Annotated in this window: 20 protein-coding genes; 5 read left to right on the forward strand and 15 right to left on the reverse strand. The window is 72.1% G+C overall.

All coding sequences use genetic code 11. The features are described 5' to 3' along the window. Nucleotides 1-10: 10 nt before the first annotated feature. Nucleotides 11-955, reverse strand: coding sequence for a Ku protein (locus NMQ01_RS12770; RefSeq protein ID WP_255184297.1), 945 nt, complete (start codon nucleotides 953-955; stop codon nucleotides 11-13). A gap of 145 nt (nucleotides 956-1100) precedes the next feature. Here NMQ01_RS12770 and NMQ01_RS12775 point away from each other — a divergent pair, with 145 nt between their 5' ends. After that, nucleotides 1101-1973 (forward strand): hypothetical protein, encoded by an 873-nt coding sequence (locus NMQ01_RS12775; RefSeq protein WP_255184298.1) that lies wholly within the window; start codon nucleotides 1101-1103, stop codon nucleotides 1971-1973. Between the two features lie 26 nt (nucleotides 1974-1999). Here NMQ01_RS12775 and lhgO read toward each other — a convergent pair whose 3' ends face one another. The 5 genes from lhgO to NMQ01_RS12800 are packed head-to-tail and all read right to left on the reverse strand — an operon-like array spanning nucleotide 2000 to nucleotide 8708. Beyond that, nucleotides 2000-3214, reverse strand: a complete 1215-nt coding sequence (gene lhgO, locus NMQ01_RS12780; RefSeq protein WP_255184299.1) for an L-2-hydroxyglutarate oxidase — start codon at nucleotides 3212-3214, stop codon at nucleotides 2000-2002. Continuing rightward, on the reverse strand, nucleotides 3211-4344 hold the full coding sequence (locus NMQ01_RS12785; protein ID WP_255184300.1) for a CaiB/BaiF CoA-transferase family protein: 1134 nt from the start codon (nucleotides 4342-4344) through the stop codon (nucleotides 3211-3213). Before NMQ01_RS12785 ends, lhgO begins: the two co-directional genes overlap by 4 nt. Further along, entirely contained in the window at nucleotides 4341-5516 is a 1176-nt protein-coding gene (locus tag NMQ01_RS12790) for an acyl-CoA dehydrogenase family protein (protein ID WP_255184301.1), read from the reverse strand. The genes NMQ01_RS12785 and NMQ01_RS12790 overlap by 4 nt, the downstream gene beginning before the upstream one ends. Further along, on the reverse strand, nucleotides 5513-6502 hold the full coding sequence (locus NMQ01_RS12795; RefSeq protein ID WP_255184302.1) for a TAXI family TRAP transporter solute-binding subunit: 990 nt from the start codon (nucleotides 6500-6502) through the stop codon (nucleotides 5513-5515). The genes NMQ01_RS12790 and NMQ01_RS12795 overlap by 4 nt, the downstream gene beginning before the upstream one ends. A 43-nt stretch (nucleotides 6503-6545) precedes the next feature. Then, nucleotides 6546-8708: a TRAP transporter fused permease subunit gene (locus tag NMQ01_RS12800; RefSeq protein ID WP_255184303.1), complete on the reverse strand. Its 2163-nt coding sequence runs from the start codon at nucleotides 8706-8708 to the stop codon at nucleotides 6546-6548. Nucleotides 8709-8819: 111 nt separating this feature from the next. On the opposite strand from NMQ01_RS12800, the gene NMQ01_RS12805 reads away from it, so the two are divergent. Both NMQ01_RS12805 and NMQ01_RS12810 read left to right on the forward strand, forming a co-directional pair. Continuing rightward, complete coding sequence (locus NMQ01_RS12805) at nucleotides 8820-9479, forward strand: response regulator transcription factor (RefSeq protein ID WP_255184304.1); 660 nt, start codon at nucleotides 8820-8822, stop codon at nucleotides 9477-9479. Between the two features lie 3 nt (nucleotides 9480-9482). Then, a complete protein-coding gene (locus NMQ01_RS12810; RefSeq protein ID WP_255184305.1) occupies nucleotides 9483-10943 on the forward strand; it encodes a HAMP domain-containing sensor histidine kinase in 1461 nt (486 codons plus the stop codon). Between the two features lie 482 nt (nucleotides 10944-11425). Here NMQ01_RS12810 and NMQ01_RS12815 read toward each other — a convergent pair whose 3' ends face one another. Then, complete coding sequence (locus tag NMQ01_RS12815) at nucleotides 11426-12409, reverse strand: TAXI family TRAP transporter solute-binding subunit (RefSeq protein WP_255184306.1); 984 nt, start codon at nucleotides 12407-12409, stop codon at nucleotides 11426-11428. Between the two features lie 52 nt (nucleotides 12410-12461). Between NMQ01_RS12815 and ligD (NMQ01_RS12820) the strand changes: the two genes are divergently transcribed. Beyond that, complete coding sequence (ligD, locus tag NMQ01_RS12820) at nucleotides 12462-13397, forward strand: non-homologous end-joining DNA ligase (protein ID WP_255184307.1); 936 nt, start codon at nucleotides 12462-12464, stop codon at nucleotides 13395-13397. After that, nucleotides 13390-14277, forward strand: a complete 888-nt coding sequence (ligD, locus tag NMQ01_RS12825) for a non-homologous end-joining DNA ligase (RefSeq protein ID WP_255184308.1) — start codon at nucleotides 13390-13392, stop codon at nucleotides 14275-14277. Before ligD (NMQ01_RS12820) ends, ligD (NMQ01_RS12825) begins: the two co-directional genes overlap by 8 nt. Before the next feature lie 58 nt (nucleotides 14278-14335). Here ligD (NMQ01_RS12825) and NMQ01_RS12830 read toward each other — a convergent pair whose 3' ends face one another. From NMQ01_RS12830 to lysS, 8 genes are all read right to left on the reverse strand, one after another. Next, nucleotides 14336-14974, reverse strand: coding sequence for a GntR family transcriptional regulator (locus tag NMQ01_RS12830; RefSeq protein ID WP_255184309.1), 639 nt, complete (start codon nucleotides 14972-14974; stop codon nucleotides 14336-14338). Between the two features lies 1 nt (nucleotide 14975). Further along, a complete protein-coding gene (locus NMQ01_RS12835) occupies nucleotides 14976-15917 on the reverse strand; it encodes a dihydrodipicolinate synthase family protein (protein WP_255184310.1) in 942 nt (313 codons plus the stop codon). A 12-nt stretch (nucleotides 15918-15929) separates the two neighbouring features. Further along, the gene (locus NMQ01_RS12840) at nucleotides 15930-16718 is read right to left on the reverse strand and encodes an SDR family oxidoreductase (protein ID WP_255184311.1); all 789 of its coding nucleotides are present in this window, start codon (nucleotides 16716-16718) and stop codon (nucleotides 15930-15932) included. Between the two features lie 22 nt (nucleotides 16719-16740). Then, nucleotides 16741-17541 carry an NAD(P)-binding domain-containing protein gene (locus tag NMQ01_RS12845; protein ID WP_255184312.1) on the reverse strand — a complete coding sequence of 267 codons (801 nt, stop codon included), beginning with the start codon at nucleotides 17539-17541 and terminating at the stop codon, nucleotides 16741-16743. 243 nt (nucleotides 17542-17784) lie between these two features. After that, complete coding sequence (locus tag NMQ01_RS12850) at nucleotides 17785-18372, reverse strand: (2Fe-2S)-binding protein (RefSeq protein ID WP_255184313.1); 588 nt, start codon at nucleotides 18370-18372, stop codon at nucleotides 17785-17787. Nucleotides 18373-18407: 35 nt separating this feature from the next. Then, nucleotides 18408-18737: an Lsr2 family protein gene (locus NMQ01_RS12855; protein ID WP_255184314.1), complete on the reverse strand. Its 330-nt coding sequence runs from the start codon at nucleotides 18735-18737 to the stop codon at nucleotides 18408-18410. A gap of 65 nt (nucleotides 18738-18802) precedes the next feature. Continuing rightward, complete coding sequence (locus tag NMQ01_RS12860) at nucleotides 18803-18988, reverse strand: lysyl-tRNA synthetase (protein WP_255184315.1); 186 nt, start codon at nucleotides 18986-18988, stop codon at nucleotides 18803-18805. A gap of 2 nt (nucleotides 18989-18990) precedes the next feature. Next, nucleotides 18991-20442 carry a lysine--tRNA ligase gene (gene lysS / locus NMQ01_RS12865; protein WP_255186377.1) on the reverse strand — a complete coding sequence of 484 codons (1452 nt, stop codon included), beginning with the start codon at nucleotides 20440-20442 and terminating at the stop codon, nucleotides 18991-18993. Nucleotides 20443-20543 lie beyond the last annotated feature (101 nt).

Below are 20543 nucleotides of genomic sequence, written 5' to 3' on the forward strand. Positions count from 1 at the left end.
CGAAGGGGGCTCAGCTCGCCTTCTTCTTCGCAGCGGCCTTCTTGGCCGTCGTCTTCTTGGCGGCAGCCTTCTTGGTCGTCGCCTTCTTCGCCGTCGTCTTCTTGGCGGCGGCCTTCTTCGTCGTGGCCTTCGAGGCGGAGGTCTTCGCCGGCGCCTTCTTCGCCGTCGAGGTGCTCTCGCCACGCGCGGTCTTCGCCTTCTCGACGGACCTGGCCAGCGCCGCGAGCAGGTCGACGACCTCGCCCGACTCGTCCTCGTCGGCCTCGACCTGCTGGACCTCTCCCCCGTCGACCTTGGCCTTGACGAGGGCCTCGACGGCCAGGGCGTAGTCGTCCTCGAACTCGTCGGGCTCGTAGTCGCCGGCGAGCTCGTCGATGAGCATGCGCGCCATCGACATCTCCTTGTCCGACAGCTCCTGGTCCTCGATGGTGGCGAAGTCGGCCGCGCGGATCTCGTCGGGCCACAGCATCGTCTGCATGACGATGACGCCGTCGCGCACGCGCAGCACGGCCATCGTCATCCGGCTGCGGATCGAGACGGTGACGATCGCCATCCGGCCCTGGGCCTCGAGCGCCTCGCGCAGCAGGACATAGGGCTTGGTCGCCGTCTTGTCCGGCTCGAGGTAGTAGCTCTTGTCGAGGAGCATCGGGTCGATCTGGTCCTCGGGCACGAACTTCTCGACGCTGATCTCCTTGTTGCTGCGCGTCGGCAGGTCGGCCATGTCCTCGTCGGTGAGGATGATCATCTGACCGTCCTCGGTCTCGTAGCCCTTGGCGATGTCGTCGTAGGCCACCTCGTCGCCGTCGATGCTGCAGAAGCGCTTGTAGCGGATGCGCCCGCCGTCGGTGCGGTGCACCTGACGGAACTGCACGTCGTGGTTCTCGGTCGCGGAGTACAGGCGGACGGGGACGTTGACGAGGCCGAAGGAGACGGCACCCTTCCAGATCGCGCGCATGCGGCCAGCCTACGCGGGTGGGGGCCCCTCCCACGGTCCTCGAGGAGGGCGCTCCGGAGCCGCCGCGAGCGGACTGCGGCGCTCCTCTAGGATCGCGCCGTGGCCAGGGGGCCACCTCGCCACGACACCAGGGGAAAAGATCACGATGTCCCGCCGCATCTCCGCCGCGCTCGCCGTCGCCGCACTCACGTGCACGACCGCGGCCGTCGCCGCCACTCCCGCCTCGGCCGCCGCACCCAACGTGCCCACGAGCTGCCGGGCCCACTGGGGCGCCAGCACCAGCACCGGCGCCTACTACTGGTACACCTACGCCAACCAGCGCGCCACCGCCACCCGCGTCAGCACCAACAGCATCGGATGGCGGCCGACGGCCGAGGTCCAGGTGGGCGCCTACGGCGACACGGGCTCCTTCACCAACGAGCAGGTGGCCACCTCGCAGGGCGGCAAGCTCATGACGATCACGCGCAAGGGCGTCGAGCGCAACGGCGTGTGGGCCGTCTCCCAGAGCACGCGCACCGTCAAGTCCTCCGGGTGGACGGGGACCCGAGCCCTCGCGACCGACGGGCGCTACCTCTACCGGCTGCACGGCGGCTACCTCACCCGTTACCCCATCTCCTGGACCTCGACGGGCTCGCTGAAGGTCGGCAGCGCGACCCGCATCGGCTCGGGCTACGGCAACATGCGATCGATCGTCTACGAGCGCTCCGGAGCCGTCAGCGGCAAGACCATCGACGTGCTGCTCCACAACGTCTCCAGCGGCGCCCTGCGCGAGCTGCGCGTCCCGCGCTCGGCACCGACCCAGCGCACCTACGCGACGCTGCGCTGGACGGGCTTCCAGAACTTCCGCTCGCTGACGACCGCCCCGTGCGGGAGCAAGGGCCGCTCCATCGGTGGCCTCACCGACGGCGACCGCATGTACGTCTACTACGACCCCACGGCCGCCGACAGCCGCGGCACCGACATCCGCGGCGGGTGGACCGGCAAGGGCGGCTTCGCGCTCCAGGCCTACGGCCAGTGACGTCTGCCCGGGCTCTGCACCTGAGGTCAGCGCCCGCCGCGCCGCGCCAGCGCCTCACCCACGACGTGCTCGGCGATCGCGAGCGCCGAGGTGGCGCCGGGTGACGGCGCATTGCGCACCATGACGACACGGTCGGTGCCGGTGATGACGAAGTCGTCGACGAGCTGGCCGTCGGAACCCATGGCCTGCGCGCGCACGCCCCGCGTGCCACGCACCGCCCCCGAGGTGTCGAGGCTCGGCACGTAGCGCTGCGCCTCCGCGACGAAGTTGCGTGAGCTGAGCGCGGTGCGCGACTCCCGCACGGCCGCGGACAGGTTGGCCGCGGCGAAGCGCCAGAAGCCGGCAAAACCCACGACGTCGAGCACGTCGGCGGGGACGGGCAGCGAGCGCCGGTAGGACTCCCGCCCCAGGGAGAGGAAGGCATTGGGCCCGAGCGTCAGCACCCCGTCGACGCGTGGGGTCACGTGCACCCCGAGGAAGGGGTAGCGCGGGTCCGGCACCGGGTAGACCATGCCCCGCACGACATCGCGCTGCTCCCTCGGGAGCACGAAGTAGTCGCCGTAGAAGGGCACGATCCGCGGGGCACGGTCCTCGCCGAGCAGGCCGGCCACCCGGTCGCTCTGCAGCCCGGCGCAGACGATGACCAGGTCGAAGGCGCCGGTGTCGCGCGCCCCGCGCGCCACCGTCGACACCCGCACCTCGGTGCCCTGCTCCTCCAGCCCGACGACCTCGTGCCCGAGGCGGACCTGCCCGCCGGCGGCGGTGAGCTCGCCGCCCAGGGCTCGGGTGACGGCCGGGTAGTCGACGATCGCCGTCTGCGGGGAGTGCAACGCGCGCACCCCCGTGGCGGCCGGCTCGATCTCGCGCAGCCCGTCGGCGTCGACGAGCCGGGCACCGGGCACGCCGTTGGCCACGGCGCGCGCATGGAGGTCGTCGAGCCGCCCCGCCTGCACGTCGTCGAGGGCGACGACGACCTTGCCGCACTCCTCGTAGGCGATGTCGTGCCGCTGCACGAAGTCCTGCAGCAGGCCCACGCCCCGTCGGCACAGCGTCGCCTTGAGGCTGCCCGGCTCGTAGTAGAGCCCCGCGTGGACGACCCCGCTGTTGTGGCCCGTCTGGTGGCCGGCGAGGTGCTCCTCCTTGTCGAGCAGCGTCACCTGCGCGTCGTGCTCGGCGGCGAGGTGCCGCGCGACGGCAGCCCCGATGATGCCGCCGCCGACGACGGCCGCGCGCAGGCTCATGCCCCCTCCCCCGGCACGACGAAGGGGGGCGGCGCCGTGCGATAGGTGGCCGGGGTGCGGGCCAGGGTGATCGGGTGGGCGATGGTGGCCACCGATCCGCCTGCGGCGGAAGGGATCTCGTGCACCGGCTCGAGCCCGAGCCTGCGGGCCAGCTCGAAGGCCTGGCCGAGGTCGTTGATCGGTCCGCAGGGCACCCCCTTCGCCGACAGCACGTCGAACCAGTGGTCCGCGCCGTGCTCCGCCAGGGCGTCCTCGAGCTCCGCCGCGAGGACCGACCGGTGCGCGACCCGGTCGGCATTGCTCCCGAAGCGGGGGTCGTCGGCCAGCTCGGGCCGGTCGACGCCCTGCGCGAGCAGGCGGAAGAGCTTGTCGTTGGCCGCCGCGATCGCCAGCGGGCGGTCGGCGGTGGCGAGCACCTCGTAGGGCGCGATGCTCGGGTGCAGGTTGCCCATCGGCCCCGGCACCGCGCCGGTGACGGCGTGCGTGGACGACTGGTTCGACAGCGCCGACAGCAGCGAGGAGAGCAGGTTGACCTCCACCCGCTGCCCCTCGCCGGTGCGGTCACGGTGACGCAGCGCCGCGAGGACGCCGATCGCCGCGTGCAGGCCGGTGATGACGTCGACGAGCGCGACGCCCGACTTCATCGGGCCCGACTCGGTCGACCCGGTGACCGACATCAGGCCGCCGACCGCCTGGGCGACGAGGTCGTAGCCGGGCAGGTCGGCGCCCGCGCCGGAGCCGAATCCGGTCACCGAGCAGTAGACGAGCCCGGGGTGCCGGGCGGACAGCTCGTCGTAGCCGAGGCCGAGCCGATCCATCGTGCCGCTGCGGAAGTTCTCCACCACGACATCACACCCCGCGACGAGGTCGAGCGCCACCTGGCGGTCGGCCTCGTCGCGCAGGTCGAGCACCCGGGAGGTCTTGTTGCGGTTGACCGAGAGGAAGTACGTCGACTCCCCTTCGTCCGACCACGGCGGGCCCCAGGCACGGGTCTCGTCGCCGCCGTCCGGGCGCTCGACCTTGATCACCTCCGCCCCGAGGTCGGCCATGAGCATGGTCGCGTAGGGCGCCGCCAGCACTCGGCTGAAGTCGGCGACCCGCACGCCCTCGAGGGCACCGGGGGTGATCAACGGAAGGCGGCCTCTCCGGTCAGGGCTCGCCCGATGACGAGCTGGTGGACCTCGCTCGTGCCCTCGTAGGTCAGGACCGACTCGAGGTTGTTGGCATGCCGCATGATCGGGTGCTCCAGCGTGATGCCGGCGGCACCGAGGATCGTGCGCGACTCCCGCGCGATGGCGATCGCCTCGCGGACGTTGTTGAGCTTGCCCAGCGACACCTGCTCCGGGCGGATCCTCCCTTCGTCCTTGATGCGGGCGATCTGCAGGGCGAGCAGCATGCCCTTGCCGAGCTCGAGCGACATGTCCGCCAGCTTGGCCTGCGTGAGCTGGTAGGCCGCCAGCGGCTTGTCGAAGATCTCCCGCTCCCGCGAGTAGGTGATCGCCGTCTCGAGACAGTCACGGGCCGCGCCGAGCGCACCGAAGACGATGCCGAAGCGCGCCTCGTTGAGGCACGACAGCGGCCCCGAGAGCCCGGCCACCTCCGGCAGCACCGCCTCCGCGGGCAGCCGCACGTCGTCGAGCACGAGCTCGCTCGTCACCGACGCCCGCAGCGACACCTTGCGCTTGATCTCGGGGGCAGAGAATCCGGGGGTGTCCGTCGGCACCACGAAGCCACGCACCTTGTCCTCGGTCTGCGCCCAGACCACCGCGACGTCGGCGACCGACCCGTTGGTGATCCACATCTTGCTGCCGTTGAGCACCCAGTCGTCACCATCGCGTCGGGCGCGGGTACGCATACCCGCCGGGTTGGACCCGAAGTCCGGCTCGGTCAGCCCGAAGCACCCGATCGCCTCCCCGGCAGCCATCCGCGGCAGCCACTCCTGCTTCTGCTCCTCGCTGCCGTGCTTCCAGATGGCAAACATCGCCAGCGACCCCTGGACGGACACGAGCGAGCGCAGCCCGGAGTCACCGGCCTCGAGCTCCATGCACGCCAGCCCGTAGGCCGTCGCGGAGGTCCCGGCACAGCCGTAACCCTCCAGATGCATCCCGAGCACCCCGAGCCGGCCGAGCTCGGGCGCCAGCTCCCGCACGGGGAAGGAACCCTCCTCGTACCAGCCGGCGATCCCCGGACGGATCCGGTCGTCGACGAAGCGCCGCACCGTGTCCCGGATCGCGCGCTCCTCCTCACCGATCAGCTCGTCGGTCGCGAAGAGCCCGAGCGGGCTCTGGGCGGCGTTGCTCACTTGGCCTCCTCGAGGGCGCGCTCCGAACCCGCGTGCAGCGGGATCGGGCCGGTCTCGGTCATCGTCTTGACGTCGATCTCCTCAGCGGCCGGGTGCACCTTCACGAGGGCGTCCTTCTCGTCGATCATGAGCTTCGTCAGGGCGCAGGCGACGTTGTCCTCCATGTCCTCGCGCACGACGATGACATTGGGCACCGCGATCGTCGGCACGTCGGCGTCGAGGTCGTAGGTGTCGGCGGGGATCGTCGACTCCTCGTAGACCTCGTTGACCTTCTGCATGTCGCCGAGCTGGTCGGTGATGTCGATGAACTCGACGTCGTCACCCATCGAGGTGAAGAGGTCGGTGATGGCCGGCGTCGGCAGACCGCCCGACCACACGAGCCCGTCGATGGACCCGTCCTTCATCCCGTCGACGGTCTTCGTCAGGTCGAGCCGCTGGCGCTTGACGTCCTTGAGGTCGAGGCCGGAGGTCTCGATGAGCCGGTTGGCGATGACCTCGGTGCCCGACTTCGGCGAGCCGGTCGAGATCGTCTTGCCCTTGAAGTCGGAGATCGAGTCGATGCCGGACTTCTTGCGCACGACGACCTGCGTGTAGTTGGAGTAGATCCGGCCGAGCGTGCGGATGTCCTGCTTCTCGGTGAAGGAGCCCGAGCCGTTGACCGCGTCGGCGGCGGTGTCGGCGAGGGAGAAGCCGGCGTCGTAGTCGCCGGCCACGACCTGCTGGATGTTCTGCACGGAGGCCCCGGTCTCGGCGGAGGTCGCCTGCAGGTCGGTCTTGTCGTTGACGATCTTGGCCAGGCCGCCGCCGATGACGTAGTAGACGCCGGTCGAGTTGCCGGTCGCGATGTTGAGCCGGCCCTGGCCGGTCTCGCAGCTGTCGGCGGCGGCGCCCGAGTCGCCGCTGCGGTCCTGCTGCCCGCCGCAGGCGGACAGGGTCAGGGCGGCGGCCAGGGTCAGTCCGGTGAGGGTGGTGGTACGGCGCATCATCGAGCCTTTCTGAGGGGGTGGGTGTGGCGGGGTCGAAGGGAGGTCAGGTGGCGGGTGTCGGGGTGGAGCCGCCCGCGACCCGTCGTCGCACGAGGTGCAGCACGATGGCGAGGGCGAATACGGCGAAGCCCAGGGCGATGGACAGCGGGACGAGGTAGAGCAGGAGCAGTGCGGCGGGCACGCACAGCGCCCGCTCGAGCCGGCTTGTCGGGCCGAACATCCAGCCGGTCGTCGCGACGGCCAGGGCCGCGACCGCGGTGCCGGCGACGAGGAAGGCCCACACGATGTCGACGAAGCCGCCCTCGGCGAGCAGGAAGGCTCCGTTGTCCGTGACGACGAAGGCCATCGGGGCGAGGAAGGCGGGCAGCGTGTACTTGCAGGCCTGCATCATCGTCGGGATGACCTTGCCCCCGGTGATCGCCGCGGAGGCGACGGCCGCGAGCGCGGTCGGCGGCGACACCTCCGACAGCACCGCGTAGTAGAAGATGAACATCGCGACCTGCGGCGACTCGACACCCAGCGCGATGAGCGCCGGCCCGATGATCACCCAGCTGAGGATGAAGGACGCCGTGACCGGGACGGCCAGGCCGAGGATGAGGATCGCGACGGCGGAGAAGAGCGCCGAGAGGATGATGAGCGAGGCGTCGTTGAAGGCGATGGCATCGGCCGCCTTGACGAGCACGTCGGAGAGGATCTGGCCCAGGCCCGTCTTGGCGATGACCGAGGTGATGATGCCGGCCGCGGCGCAGACCGCGATGACCGGCAGCGCGGAGCGGATGCCCGAGCTGAGCGCCGTGTAGAGGCGCACGCCGAAGTCCTTGAGCGAGGCCCCGAGCTCGAGCCGCTCGGGCTCGCCGTCGACCTCGTCGAAGCCGCTGACGACGCGCCGGCGCGAGAGCACCGCCTCGGCGAGGCCGAAGAGGGCGGCCACGGCCGTCGCGTAGACGACCGCCTTGAAGGGCGGGACGTCGATGGCGAGGAAGAAGACGATGACGCCGAGGCTGATGAAGTGGTAGCCGGAGCGCACGAGCAGGCGAAGGGGGTTGACGATCGCCAGCTCGACGCGGCTGGCCCCGAAGCGGCGGGCGTCGATCTCGACGGCGAAGAAGATGCCGAGGTAGTAGAGCAGCGTCGGCACGATCGCCCAGATGAGCACCTCGACGTAGGAGACGCCGAGGTACTCGGCGATGATGAATGCCGCGGCGCCCATCGTCGGCGGCGAGAGGATCGCGCCGATGCCGGCGGCGGCGAGCATGCCGCCGGCCGCCTCCTTCGGGTAGCCGGCTCGCTTGAGGATCGGCCAGGCGAAGGAGCCGAGGGTCACGGCGGTCGCCGTGCCCGACCCGGAGACGGTGCCGAGCAGGAAGCCGGAGAGGGCCGTCGTGCGGCCCGGGGCCGAGGCGGACTTGCGGAAGAGGGAGAAGCTGAACTCGACGAAGAAGCGACCGGCGCCCATGCGGTCGAGCACCGCGCCGTACATCGTGAAGAGGACGATGTAGGTCGCCGCGACGTCGAGCGGGACGCCGAAGAAGCCGGACGCCTCGTTGTAGAGCGCGTTGACGATCTGCTCGATGTTGAGCCCGAGGTGGCTGATCGACCAGCCGACGGGCAGGAAGCCGCCGTAGTAGGCGTAGGCGAAGAAGACGACGCAGACGACGGGCAGGACGAGGCCGGTCGTGCGCCGGGTGGCCTCGAGGACGAGGACCATGAGGATCAGGCCGGCGACGATGTCCATCGTCAGCAGCGAGCCCTGCCGGTCGAGGAAGCCCTCGTAGCCACCGAAGCCGAGCTCGTTGAGCGGGATCGGCAGCAGCGGGTAGAGCCCGACGAGCATCGCGACGGCCGCGAGCACCCAGTCGAGGATCCCCGGGTCGTCCTTCTGCGGCACCCGACCCACGGTGTCGGTGCCGGGGTCGATGTCCGCAGCCCGCTCCCTTCGCCCGCGCATCCGGTAGGTGAGGAAGACCAAGGGCAGGGTCACCGCGAGGAAGAGGACGAGGTAGTACTGGCTCCCCTGCTCGACCGGGTCGAAGACCTGCTTGAGGACGAAGAGGGCGACGAGGAAGCACCACACCCCGACGAGGAGGTCGAGGCGCGGCGAGAGCTGCCGCGAGGGCTTCTCCTCGTCGTAGTCGGCGACGATCGTGTCGACGTCGACGGGCTCGGGGGTGAGCTGCTGCTCACGGGCGACGCTGTCCGTTGGCATGCCGGGTAAGTTAGGTGCGATCCGGGTCACACCCGGGCCGGAGCCGCACGGACTTTACATACATCTGACCTTGGGCCCCGGCACGACTGCACCACTGCTCAACGGAGAGACATGCGAGTCCTGCTCGTCGAGGACGACGACCGCGTGGTGGCGGCCCTGACCCCCGCCCTGCGCCGAGCCCATCTCACGGTGACCCGCGCCGGCACCGCCGCGGAGGCCCTCTCGGCCGTGCCGGGGGCCGACCTCGTGCTCCTCGACATGGGGCTGCCCGACCAGGACGGCCTGTCGGTGTGCCGACGCATCCGCGCAGAGGGTGACGTCCCGATCATCGCCGTCACCGCCCGCCGCGACGAGCCCTCGGTCGTCTCCGCCCTGCGCGCCGGGGTCGACGACTACGTCACCAAGCCCTATCGCCTCGCCGAGCTCATGGCGCGCATCGACGCCGTCATGCGCCGCTCCGGCCACGGCGTCCCCGAGTCGCTCGACCACGTCGCCGACGTGCGCCTCGACCTCGGCGCCCGCCGCGTGTGGGCAGGCGAGGTGGAGGTGACGCTGACCCGCAAGGAATTCGACCTGCTGTCGACCCTCATCGACGCCGGCGGCGACGCCGTCACCCGCGAGTCGCTCATGGAGTCCATCTGGGACACCTCGTGGGTCGGCGCCTCGCGCACCCTCGACGTGCACGTGTCCGCGCTGCGCACCAAGCTCGACCGACCCCGGCTCATCGAGACCGTGCGCGGCGTCGGCTACCGGATCAACGCGCAGGGGTGAGCGGTGCGACGACGGATGCTCGTCATCGCCCTGCCGCTGCTGACGATGCTGCTGCTGGCGCTCATGGTGCCGCTGCTCGCGGCCCACGCCGCCGACCGCACGCAGGACCAGTTCGTCGGCCGCCTGGGTGACGTCGCGCGCTTCGCCGTGCTCGCCGAGAGCGCCATCGAGACCGACGAGACGGCAACGCTCGAGAGCGAGCTGCAGCGCTACACGGAGGTCTACGGCGGCTCGGTCCTCGTCGTCGACGCCAACCGCGACGTCGTGGTGGCTGCCGGTGGTGGCGATGCCGCCGCCGGCGGTGGGGAAGCCGCCGCCGGCGGTGGAGAAGCCGGCGCCGGCGGTGCAGGCGCCGCCACGGCCACCGACGAGGCCGTCACGCGTGCCCTCACCGGCGCGACGACCGTGCCACCCGACACCGCGTGGCCGTGGCGCGACGAACCGATGCTCGTCGGCTCCCCGGTCGGGCGCGACGCGCAGGTCCTCGGCGCCGTCATCGTCACCGCCCCGACCGACGGCGTCCGCAGCGACGTGACGGTGCGCCTGGCGCTCATGGGTGCGCTCGCCCTGGCAACGCTGCTGCTGACCGTCTTCGGAGTCATCCGGCCGCTCGTCGGGTGGGTGCTGCGGCCGGTGCACGCGCTCGACCGCACGGCGACCCGGCTCAGCTCGGGCGACATGGGGGCGCGGGCGAGCGAGACCGGCCCGCCCGAGCTGCGCGAGCTGGCCCGGTCCTTCAACGACATGGCCGACAGCGTCGAGGCCTCGCAGGCGCAGCAGCGCGAGCTCGTCGCCGACGCCGCACACCAGCTCGGCAACCCCCTGACGGCGTTGCGGCTGCGCGTCGAGGGCCTGGCCTCCGACGGGGTCGACCGCGACCAGGTCGAGCCGGTCCTCGAGGAGACCGACCGGCTGAGCGCGACCGTCGAGTCGCTGCTGCACCTCAGCCAGGTCGGGGCGACGCAGGTGGTCGCCGAGCCCGTCGACGTCGCCGCCCTCGTGCGCCACCGCTGCCAGATGTGGGACCCGGTCTTCGCCGCGCTCGAGGTGCGCACTCCCCCGTCGGCGATCGCCCTGGCCAGCGCCGAGGTCGTCGACACCGCGATGGACGCGCTGCTCGACAATGCGGCGAAGTTCGCCCCCGGCTCCCCCGTCCTCGTCAGCGTGCAGGTCGCCCCGGCCCCCGCAGGCGAAGGGGGCGTGCCCACGGTCCGAGTGCGGGTCGCCGACGGCGGGCCCGGCCTGCACCCGGACGACGTCGCCAAGGTCGGCGCGCGCTTCTTCCGCGGCCGGGCCCACCAGAACGTGCCGGGCACCGGCCTCGGCCTCGCCATCGTCCGCGCCCGCCTCGCCGACTGCGGTGGCGACCTCGAGGTGGGCCCGGCCTCGTCGCCCGGCGCGAACCTCGCCGACGCGAACCCCACCGGCGGGCTCGCCGTGACGCTCGTGCTCCCGGCGCCGTAGCCCGGGGCGGGGCCACCCGGCACGACGAGCAGTGCCGGCGGATGGGCCACTACGCCGTTGCTCCGTACCCCGAGCACGAGCGCCCGGCCCACACGATCAGTGCCGGCGGATGGGCCGCTACGCCGTTGCTCCGTACCCCGAGCACGACCACCCGGCACGACGCCACTGGCCGAGCGAAATGGCCACTACGCCGTTGCTCCGTACCCCGAGCACGGCATCACCGCCCGCCACACGCGGAGCGGCGGACGTGCTGCCGGGCTGGATCGGACCCGATGCACCTGGCTCACCGCGGGTGAGGACCGGATGCTCACCGTACGGAGCAACGGCGGAGTGCCCAGCCCGCCCCGACGCTCACCCGAGCCCGGCGACCCTGCTCACCGTACGGAGCAACGGCGGAGTGCCCAGCCCGCCCCGACGCTCACCCGAGCCCGGCGACCCTGCTCACCGTACGGAGCAACGGCACAGCCGACGAGACGCTCGACCTAGTCGCGCTGCTCCCGGTAGTAGCGCAGCGCGCCCGAGTGCAGCGGCAGCGGCGAGGTGTAGATGGCGGTGCCGATGTTGGGCTGACGCACGCCGTGGGCGAGCTCGTCGACACGGGGCTGCGCCTCGAAGAGCACGCGGGTGAGGGCGTGGACGAGGCGTTCGTCGAGGTCGCGGCGCACGAGCAGGTAGTTCTGCACGCTGACGGTGTCGACGGCCCGGTCGAGGTCGTAGGTCGAGGCAGGGATCGACGACCGGGAGAACTCGCTGCCGTGCTGCCGCACCAGCCGCGGCACGAGGTGGCCGAGCGGCACGAGCCGGATGTCCTGCGCCTGCGACAGGTGCAGCACAGCGGTGTTGGGCAGGCCGCTGACGAAGAAGAAGGCGTCGAGCCGGTCCGCCGCGAGCGCATCGGCCGACCGCTGCAGCGTCTCCGCGACGGGCCGGAACTCATCACTCGTCAGGCCTGCCGCGCGCATGCACCGCCACGCGATCCCGCGCGTCCCCGACCCGCTCGCGCCCAGGCTCACGCGGCGCCCGGCGAGGTCGGTCACGGCACGCACGTCCGAGTCGGCACGCACGACGAGGTGGACGAAGCTGTCGTAGGCACGGGCGAGCGCCCACAGGTCGACCGGCTCGTTCCACACCCCACGACCCCGCCGGGCATCGGCGGCGGTGTCAGCGAGGCTGAAGCCCACGTCGCTCACCCCGGAAGCGACCTCGCGCACGTTGTCGACCGAGGCATTGGTCCCCCGCGTGTGGACGGTGATGCCCGGCAGTCGTTCCTGCCAGGCCTTCGCCAGGGCCTCGCCGTATCGGTGGAAGACCCCACCCGGGTTGCCCGTGGCGAGCGTCAGCTCCGCCGGCTCGAGGTCATCCCACGACCGGCGCCCGCACGCGCCGAGCAGCGGCCCGGCCCCGCCGGTCGCCCCCACCGCGGCACCGGCCGCGAGCAGCATCCGGCGGGTCGGGTGGGTCGGCATGCGCGACAGCATCCCACGCGGCTCGACGCCACGGACCGGGCAGGATGGACCCATGCGCCCGATGCTCGCCACCCTCGCCGACGCGGTGCCGCGCGGCCCCGAGTGGGCGCACGAGGTCAAGTGGGACGGCATGCGCGTCCTCGCCGACGTCCGCGGCGGTGGCCTCACCCTGACGAGCCGGTCAGGTCGCGACGTGACGGTCTCCTTCCCCGAGCTCGTCCCGCTCGCCGACCTCTACGACGACATGCTCCTCGACGGCGAGGTCGTCTCCCTCGTCGACGGGCGGCCCAGCTTCGGCGCCCTGGCCGAGCGGATGCACATCGGCGACGCGCGCCGCGCGGCCCGGGCGGCGGTCGCGCACCCGGTGACCTTCGTCGTCTTCGACGTCGTGCGCCTCCTCGGTCAGGACCTCACCCGTCAGCCGTGGTCGGCCCGTCGCGCCCTGCTCGAGCAGCTCGAGCTCGACGGCCCGCGCGTGCACGTCCCACCCGTCCACGATGACGGCGAAGGTCTGCTCGCTGCGACCGCCGAGCAGGGCCTCGAGGGCATCGTCTCCAAGCGCCGCACCTCGCCCTACTCCCCCGGCCGGCGCTCACCCGACTGGCTCAAGCTGCCCCACCGCGACAGCATCTCGGTCGTCGTCGGCGGCTGGCGCCCCGAGACCGACGGCACCCGCCTGGGTGCCGTGCTCGTCGGGCTGCCGGGCGCCGAGGGGTGGGACTTCGTCGGGCGGGTCGGCTCCGGCCTCGCGGGCCGGGCCGGCACCGCCCTGCTGGCGCGGCTGCGTCCGCTCGAGGTGACGGACTCCCCCTTCGCCACGGAGGTGCCGCGCGAGGACGCTGCCGGAACCACCTGGGTGACCCCGCAGCTCGTCGTCGACGTCGCGAGCCTGGGCCGCAGCAGCGGGGGGCGGCTGCGGCAGCCGTCCTTCCAGCGGGTGCGCGCCGACCTCACCGCCACCGACCTGCAGGAGACCGCCGATGGCTGACCCCAAGGGCACCGTCACCCGCGTCGAGGTCGGCGGCCGCACCATGCGCCTCACCTCGCTCGACAAGGTCATGTACCCCGCGACGGAGACGACGAAGGGGGAGATCCTCAGCTACTACGCCCGCGCCGGCGAGACCGTCCTCGCGCACCTCGCGGGCCGCCCCGTGACGCGGGTGCGGTGGCCGCACGGGACGGGCGGGGAGAGCTTCTTCGAGAAGAACCTGCCCTCCGGCGCCCCGAGCTGGCTGCCGCGGGTGCGCGTCCACGACGTCACCTACCCGCTCGTCGAGGACCTCGCCCAGCTGACCTACCTCGTCAACCTCAACAGCATCGAGCTGCACGTGCCCCAGTGGCGCGTCGACGACGAGGGCACGCCGCTCAACCCCGACCGCCTCGTCATCGACCTCGACCCGGGCAAGCCCGCCGGGCTGCACGAGTGCGCACGGGTGGCGCTCCTGCTGCGCGATCGGCTCGGCGGGCTCGGGCTCGACCTGCACCCCGTGACCTCGGGCAGCAAGGGGATGCAGCTCTACGCGCGGCTCGGCGGCGACCTCACGAGCGACCAGGTACGCGACCTGACCCAGCAGCTCGCGCAGGAGATGACGCGCAAGCACCCCGACCTCGTGCTGTGGAAGATGACCAAGACGCTGCGCCCGGGCAAGGTCTTCCTCGACTGGAGCCAGAATGTCGCGGCCAAGACGACCGTGTGCCCCTACTCGATGCGCGGACGGGACGATCCGTGGGTCGCGGCGCCGCGCACCTGGGACGAGGTCGAGGCCGGGGCCGAGGACCCCGAGGCGCTCGAGCAGCTCGACATCGAGCAGGTGCTCGACCGCCTCGACGAGCACGGTGACCTGCTCGCGCCGCTGCTCGACGACTGAGCCGGCCGACGCGGCCCCTGCCGGCCTCACGTCTACCCGGCCTGACCTATCCCGGGCGCTACCCCTGCTCGGCGAAGCGCCGCCGCACGAAGCTCTCGTGCGCCATCCGGATGTGCGCGGCCATGAGCTCGCCCGCGAGCTCGCCGCGCCCCTCACCGATGGCTCGGGCGATGAGCCGGTGGACGTCCAGGCTGCGCGCGATGTCCTCGTCGTCGTAGTCGAAGAAGGTCCCCTGCGTCGGCGAGCTGCGCGCGAGCGAGGTGACGATGCGCTGCTGCCGCGGGGAGGCGGCCGCCTCGAGGACGAGCTCGTGGAAGTCACGGTTGTTGCGGTGCAGGGCGTCACGGTCGTGCGTCGGCAGCGCCGCCATCTCGTCCACGAGCCGCCCAAGCCCGGCCACCTGCTCGTCCGTGCGGTGCGCCGCCGCCCGCTGCGCGGCCCGGCTCTCCAGCAGCCGCCGCAGCTCGAAGACCTCGTCGACGTCGGCGCGGGTGAAGTCGGCGACGAAGGCGCCCCGCCGGGCCCGCACGACGACCAGCCCCTCGTCGGCGAGGCGCTGCAGGGCGGCTCGCACCGGCGTGCGGCTGACCCCGAGGGTCTCGGTCAGGGACTCCTCGGGCACGTGACTTCCCGCCGCCCGCTCCCCGGAGAGGATCTGCGCGCGCAGCGTCTCGTAGACCTCGTCGCTGCGGGCCATCTCAGAGCTCGGCGCGCGGGTCGTGGCGCGCGAGCCGCTCGAGCAGGTGGTCGACCTCGGCCCGCGCCGTCGCCGACAGCCCCCGAGCCGGGGTGCGCTGGGCGTCGTGCGCGAGGATCCCGCGGCGCTGCAGCACGTGCTTGCGCACGGCGAGCCCGACGCCGGGCTGCTGCTCGTAGCGGATGAGCGGCAGGTGCGCGTCGAAGAGGTCGTGCGCGGCCTCGCCCTCCCCCGCCCGCGACATCCGCACGACGTCGACGAGCAGGTCGGGGAAGCAGTAGCCGGTCATCGCGCCGTCCGCGCCGCGCTCCATCTCGTAGTCGAGGAAGAGCCCGCCGTTGCCGGTGAGGATCGACAGCCGCGGCATCTCCCCCTTCGCCTCGAGCTCGCGCAGCGCGCTGATCTTGTCCAGCCCGGGCCAGTCCTCGTGCTTGAGCATGACGGCGCCCGGGGTGTCCCGCGCGATGCGCGCGATGACGCCCGGGGTCATCTGCACGTCGAAGGTCAGCGGGTAGTCCTGGATGACGAAGGGGACGTCCGTCCCGATGGCGTCGGCGGCCCCGGCGTAGTAGCCGACGACCTGGTCGTCGGTACGCAGGGTCCGCGGCGGAGCGATCATCACGCCGGCGGCACCGGCGTCCATGACCGCGGCCGTCAGCGAGCGCATCGCGGCGAAGCCGGGCGAGCTCACCCCGACGACGACCGGCACGTCGGTGCGGGCGATGACCCGGCGGGCGATGTCGACGGCCTCGTCCTGGTCGAGCTTCGGCGCCTCGCCGAGCTGGCCGAGCACGGTCAGCCCGTCGACGCCGACCTCGCCGTAGAAGTCGACGAGCCGGTCCAGGCTCGTGAGGTCGACGGTGCCGTCGGGCTCGAAGGGGGTCGGCGCGATGGCGTAGACGCCGCTTGTCTCGCGGGTGATGGTCTTGCGGGTGGTGGTCATGTCTGCTCCTGCTCAGATCGCCGCGACGAGGCCGCCGTCGACGCGCACGACCGACCCGGTGACGTAGGCGGCCGGCACGCTCGCGAGGAAGGCGACCGTCTGGCCGTACTCGTGCGGTTCGCCGTAGCGACCCGCGGGGATGGTCGCGCGACTCTCGGCCGCGACCTCCTCGACCGGGCGCCCTTCGCGCTCCGCCCGGCTCGCGTCGAGGAAGGCCGTGCGCTCGGTCGTGATCCGGCCCGGGACGACGACATTGGCCGTCACGCCGTCGCGGGCGACCTGGCCGGCGAGGGTCTTGGACCAGCCGACGAGGGCGCTGCGCAGCGCATTCGACAGGCCGAGCCCGGGGATCGGCGCGACGACGCCCGAGCTCGTCGACGTGACGACCCGGCCCCAGCCGCGCTCGCGCATACCGGGCACGACCCGGTCGGTGATCGCGATGACCGACAGCACCATCGAGCGGAAGTGCGTCTCCCACACCTGCTGCTCGTGCCCGAGGACGCCACCGGGCGGCGGGCCCCCGGTGTTGTTCACGAGGATGTCGATGCTGCCCCCGGCGAGCTCCTCGGCGGCGCGGACCCGCTCGTCGACGACGTCGAGCTCGGCGAGGTCCCAGGCGAGCGCGTGCGCGCGGCCGCCGGCGGCGGTGATGTCGGCGGCGGTCGCCTCGACCTTCGCGAGGGTGCGGCCGGCCGCGACGACGGTGACCCCCTCCTGCGCGAGCGCGTGCGCGATCGCCTCGCCGAGGCCGCTGCCGGCCCCGAGGACGAGGGCGGTCCGTCCGGTGATCCCGAGGTCCATGGGTGCTCCTGTCGGTGGTGGGTCAGGTGGCGTCGACGGTCTCGGCGAAGCGCGCCTCGACGGCGTCGACGAGTGCGGAGGGTCGGCCGAGGTCGGCGAGCTGTCGGCCGGCGCGGCGCACCTCGTGGCGCCGACGCTCGGCGTGCTGCGGGTGGGTGCGCACGACCGCCTCGACGAAGGGGGTCAGACCGCCGGTGTCGATGTCGGCGAGGACGACGGGCAGCTCCTCGCGCACCCCGAGCGCCTCTGCGGCGGCGAGGCACTCGACCCCGAGGGCCTCGATCCCCTTCGTCAGGATGCTGCGCAGCAGCTTGAGGGCCGCGGCGTCGCCGGGTCCGGCACCGGGCAGCACCCGCGCGGGGGCGCCGATCGCGGCGAGCTCGGCAGTCGCGGCCGACGCCTCCGGGCCGGCCGCCAGGAGCGGGGTGGCGACGCCGCCCATGGCGATGGCGCCCATGATGACGACGTCGACATAGGTCGCGTGGTCGGCCAGGAGCCCGGCGGAGCGACGCTTGTCGTCGGGCGACGCGGTCGTCAGGTCGAGCACCCTCGCACCGGGCCGCAGCCACGGGCGCAGTCCGGCGAGCACCTCGTGGGCGATGTCGCCGGCGACGCACACCCACACGACGTCGGCACCGGACAGCGCCTCACCCGGCTCGGCGAGCAGGGTCGGCCCGCCGGCGGCGACGATCTCGCGGAGCGGGTCGCGGGGTGCCGGATCGACGACGACCACGTCGTGCTCGCCGTGCTCGGCGAGGGCGCGCAGATAGGTCGTCCCGACCTCGCCGCAGCCGACGATCGCGATGCGCACAGCAGCCTCCATGGATGCAGCTCGACGTACAGATCCAGCGCTCACGGACGTTCTGTCGCCCGCTTGCGCTCAGAATGTACCCCAGATCGTACATTCGGGACGCGGCCCCTCCTCCGCCGAGACAGCGCCGACGGATGCAGGTGTGTTGAACCGGTAGTCCTGCGCGCCAGCGACGCTCCTCAGCGCGCGCCGGCCCGCTGAGCTACCAGTTGCACACACAACCTTGGGCCCGCACACGCGGAAGCCGCCGCCTCTTCAGCGCAGACGCGGGCACCCCGCGCACGGGGCGCATCCGGGCAGCGCGTAGATCAGGCAGCACGAGCGCCGCTGCGGCGGAGGCTCGCCCGCGACCCTGGCGAGGGCCATCTGCCAGAGGTCCTCGGCCATGCCGAGGCGCTGCCGGCTGCTCATCCGGGTCGGCGTCGGCAGCCGCGTCGCGATGTCGGTGGCCGTCGCGAGGTAGCCGGCCCGGGCGACCTCGAGCCGCTCCTCCCGGTCGACGAGGAGCCGGTCGTCCGCAGCACGCAGCTGGACGGCGACCGGGTAGAGATAGGTCGGGTCGAGCCCGATCGACCACCGGCCGGCATCCGCGTCGAGCACCACGTGGCTGACCGCTGCGGCCGTGGCGATCGTCGACGCGATCGGGTCGAGCAGGTACTGCAGGACGAAGGCCGCGGGCATCCCCGCCGGCGCGCTGCCGGACTGCGCGATCGTCAGGTCGCGATAGGTCTCGATCCACCGCGGCGCGATGTCGACGGCGGCCGAGAGGGACACACCGAGGTCCGGGTCACCGGTGTCGGCGACCCGGACCTCGAGGACGGCGAGATGCCCGGAGAGCTGCACGGCCAGGGCCTGCAGCTCGTCGGTCGTGAGCGCGCTCAGCCGTTGGCCTTGGCGTAGGCGTCGCGCACCTTCTGGCTGATGCGACCGCGGTCGGAGACCTCGTGGCCGTTGGCCCGGGCCCACTCGCGGATCTTGGCCAGCTCGGAGCTGCTCGTGCGCGACCCGGAGCCGGACCCGGTCGAGCGGCGGCCCGACACGCGGCGGCCGGCACCGACATAGGGGGCGACGGCGTCGCGCAGGGCGGCGGCGTTGCGGTCGTTGAGGTCGATCTCGTAGGTCACTCCGTCGAGACCGAAGGTGACGGTCTCGCTCGCATCGCCGCCGTCGATGTCATCTTCGAGGATGACCTGGACGCGCTGTGCCATGGGAATTCTCCGTTCGTGGGGAAATGTCATTCCCACGATAGTCATTCATGACGTGAATGACCTATTCAGTCGCTGTCCTTTGTGGATTCTTCGGCATTCTTCCGGTGCTCGGCATTCCATTGTGCGAGTGCCTTCCTTTCGCGCCGGTCCGCCTCGAGCATGTAGCGGATGATCCAGTAGAAGAGGAAGGCGACGCCGACGGTCGGCAACAATGCCGCCGCATAGGGCCACCAGTCGTTGATGAAGTCCATGATCAGGCCTCGGGCTTGAGGTGCGGGAAGAGGATGGTCTCGCGGATGCCGACACCGGTGAAGAACATGACCATCCGGTCGATGCCGATGCCGATACCGCCCATCGGCGGGGCGCCGTACTCGAGGGCCCGCAGGAAGTCCTCGTCGAGCTGCATCGCCTCGGGGTCACCCGCCGCGGCGGCGAGCGACTGCTCCGTGAGCACCTCGCGCTGGACCACCGGGTCGACGAGCTCGGTGAAGCCGGTCGCCCGCTCGACGCCGGCGATGATGAGGTCCCAGGCCTCGATGAGGCGCGGGTCCTCGTCGTGGCGCCGGGCCAGCGGCTGGGCCTCTGCGGGGTAGTCGCAGACGAAGGTCGGCTGCAGCAGCGTCGGCTCGACGAGCTCCTCGAAGAGCTCCATGACGAGCTTGCCCTGCGGCAGCGCGGCGTCGACCTCGATCTCGCGCTCGGCGGCGATCGCGAGCAGCTCGTCGACAGGGGTGTCGGGGGTGATCTCGCGACCGACGGCCTCGGACAGGCCGGTGTGGACGGGCAGCCAGCGCCACTCACCATCGAGGTCGACGCTGCCCTGCGGGGTCTCGACGACCCGCGAGCCGATGGCGTCGGCGACCGCGAGGTAGATGCGCCGGGTCAGCTCACCGATGGTGCGCTGGTCGCCATAGGCCTCATAGGCCTCGAGCATCGTGAACTCCGGGCTGTGCGTGGAGTCGACGCCTTCGTTGCGGAAGATGCGGCCCATCTCGTAGACCTTGTCGACGCCACCGACGACGGCCTTCTTGAGATTGAGCTCCAGCGCGATCCGCAGCGACATGTCCTGCGAGAAGGCATTCATGTGCGTGCCAAAGGGACGCGCCGCGGCACCGCCGTGCACGAGCTGCAGCACGGGCGTCTCGACCTCGATGAATCCCTCGCCGTCCAGCGTCGAACGCACCGCACGCAGCGCAGCCGCCTTGGTGCGCACCATGTCGCGCGCCTCCTGACGCACGACGAGGTCGGCATAGCGCTGGCGCACGCGGCTCTCCTCGGAGAGCTCCTTGTGCAGGACCGGCAGCGGGCGCAGCGCCTTGGAGGCCAGCTCCCAGCTCGTCGCCATGACCGACAGCTCGCCACGACGGGAGCGGATGACCCGGCCGGTGACGGTGACGTGGTCACCGAGGTCGACATCGGCCTTCCACATCGCGAGGGCCTCCTCGCCGACCTCGGCGAGCGAGAGCATGACCTGCAGGCGGGTACCGATGCCCTCCTGCAGCGCCGCGAAGGCGAGCTTGCCGGTGTTGCGCACGAACATCACGCGTCCGGCGACGGTGACGACGTCCTGCGTCTCCTCACCGGTCTCGAGGTGCTCCCAGCCCTGCACGACCTCGGCGAGGGTGTGGGTGCGGGCGACGCCGGCCGGGTAGGCCTGTCGGCCGCTGGCGAGGATCCGGTCCCGCTTCTCGCGGCGGATGCGCATCTGCTCCGGCAGCTCGTCGTCGGCAGGGGTCTCGATGGGGGCGTCGCTCACGGTGGTCCACGATATCCGCGCGCCCCGCCCTTCCCCGAATCCCGGCCCCG

The organism is Janibacter sp. CX7, from assembly GCF_024362365.1.
In the GTDB taxonomy this organism is placed as follows: Bacteria; Actinomycetota; Actinomycetes; order Actinomycetales; family Dermatophilaceae; genus Janibacter.